We start from the raw sequence: 2,167 nt of genomic DNA, 5'->3' as shown, positions 1-2,167 counted from the left end.
TTCTTCAGGCAGCTCCGAAATTTATTATAAGAATTGTTCAGCTGCCAGAAATGCTGGAGCCGCTCCAGTGTACGCTGGTGATGCAGGGTACGGCCCCCATCTGGATAGAGATGGCGATGGAGTTGGCTGTGAAAATTGACGGATTAAAAAACACGATTATAAAAGATATAATGATAAAGGTATTCAAACGCTTTTAGGGGAGGTGAATAATTTATAAATCTCGATAGAATAACAACGACTGATGATAGAAATCAATCCAACTACTTTTTCTATCCACGATTTCAATCAATGTAAAATCCTATATTGTAAAAATATTGCTATTTAAGCAGGTATTTTATTCCTTTTGTTGAAATATATAGAATACAGCACCTGCATCCCAAAGCTAGGCAAAAAATAGAAGGAAGGTGAATGGTATGTTCAAGAATCGTATATTCAAGAATGTTCTGTTCCGTTGGATGCCACACAAAGAGCAAAGTATTTGTGAAAGAAAGCTTGTTAAGGTGATCAAGCGGTTAAAAATTGAAAACTTCAGTTTTAACTGGGATCGCAGTAGCTGCTACGTAGAGTTTAATTATCAGGGGAAAGCTTACCGACTGGATCACTCCGTCGAAAAGGCCAAAGAACGAGGAATTATTCTAAGAAACGGATTGGACTGCATGAATGATTTGACTCAGTCTCTTGAAGATTTATGCCAAATCATTGATCGAGGCACTTATAAATTCGAAACATGGATCTCAGGTATGCAGCAAACCCCAGAGGTAAGAGAAGCACCTGAATACCAAGAAGAATTTCATATCAAGTACAAGTCTACTGGAAAACAAAACCACCAGCCCGAGTATAAAAGGGATGAAGAGTTTATTCCTTTTGGGCCACAACCTTCTTTAAGGGACTATGAGCAGGAAGAAACTGTTCAGCAGCCACAACGGAGATAGTTGTACAGTAAAAAACTGAACAAGATATTATTATAAGATAGCTACATAAAAGGCTCGTAGAAGAAACAGGGTTTCTTCTACGAGCTTTTTTTGGTGGTATAACCTTACCTAATAAAAAAATCAGCCATTTCCCTACTTAGACGATCCCTCGTTCATGTGAGAGAGTAAGAACGATAACGCTATATGATTGAACTCTTCAGGCTTTTCCATGTGAAACAAATGGCCGCATTTTTTTAAAATGGTGTAATTCATATATTGATTACGAGTTAATTCCTTCCTAAAGTGAGGGAGAATGCTTATATCCTCCTCCCCCGATATGTATAAACGCGGGATCGCAATCGTTTTGATTTCGATATTCTCAAACACCATTTCTATATGCCTCAGAGCATCCATCCATTGATAAAAATTTTCCCTCCCCATTTTCTTTCCTTCAGAGATGAAATAATGCAGGTGTTCCTGGTGATTGGGGTACGGAAGTAAACGGTGTCCGAAATAACGGAACATCATCATATAAGGAATCAATGATCTAACCTTCCAAGCACGGTTAGCCAAAGAAAGAAGAGTAGGATCAAAACTAGTCAATGCACTGCCTAAGCATGCGGATTGGACCTTCGCTTCATCAAGGTGCATGATCGTGTGAATAATAATGGTTCCTAGAGAAACGCCGACGAAATGAGCCTTTGGGATGCCTAGATCTTTCATCAACTGAATCACCTGTTTCGCCGTAAAAACGATCAGACCCTCTTCTGTATCATTTTGTATATCCCTTGATCCTCCATGACCAGGTAAATCAACCATGAGCAAATTAAAATGACGTTGGAAATCAACTTCTTGTTTGTAGAATGTGTGATAACTCCCGCCTACAGCATGAAGCATCACTACCCACTCATCATGTTCAGTGTTTTGTATGATTTTGTGGTGTAACAAATGCTCCCTCCTTTACAAAGCTTTATCCCACTTACAAGCAAGCTACTTACGGGGATAAGAAAGATTATACTATGAAACGGTAAAAAAGAACTATTCATCATAAAAAAACCTTATGAACTCTATTATCTAACAGGAAAAAATGGGGAATAAAGCAGTAAAATCATCCTATTTATCGGACATTAACTGCTTGATAGCGACGGTCCTAGAGGAATCATAATCATTTGAAGATAAGGTGAATCATTTCACACAACGTTCATAGTGAATTCTCACTATGTCAAGTAATAAACCTTTTATATCTTTTTTTCTTT

At 38.0% G+C, this 2,167-nt stretch carries 3 protein-coding genes; 2 read left to right on the top strand and 1 reads right to left on the bottom strand.

From position 1 onward, the window contains the following. Together LD39_RS22135 and LD39_RS10855 are read left to right on the top strand one after the other, a co-directional pair. On the top strand, positions 1-139 hold a 139-nt coding region (locus LD39_RS22135; protein ID WP_197061418.1), incomplete at its 5' end, for an excalibur calcium-binding domain-containing protein. A 274-nt stretch (positions 140-413) separates the two neighbouring features. Continuing rightward, complete coding sequence (locus LD39_RS10855) at positions 414-932, top strand: hypothetical protein (protein ID WP_081988415.1); 519 nt, start codon at positions 414-416, stop codon at positions 930-932. A 132-nt stretch (positions 933-1,064) separates the two neighbouring features. Here the strand turns inward: LD39_RS10855 and LD39_RS10850 are convergent, their stop codons facing one another. Further along, a complete protein-coding gene (locus tag LD39_RS10850; protein ID WP_035546186.1) occupies positions 1,065-1,859 on the bottom strand; it encodes an alpha/beta fold hydrolase in 795 nt (264 codons plus the stop codon). Positions 1,860-2,167 lie beyond the last annotated feature (308 nt).

The sequence above is a fragment of the Halobacillus sp. BBL2006 genome, assembly GCF_000786645.1.
Classification (GTDB): domain Bacteria; phylum Bacillota; class Bacilli; order Bacillales; family Halobacillaceae; genus Halobacillus.
This window is presented reverse-complemented; position numbering and strand designations above follow the sequence as displayed.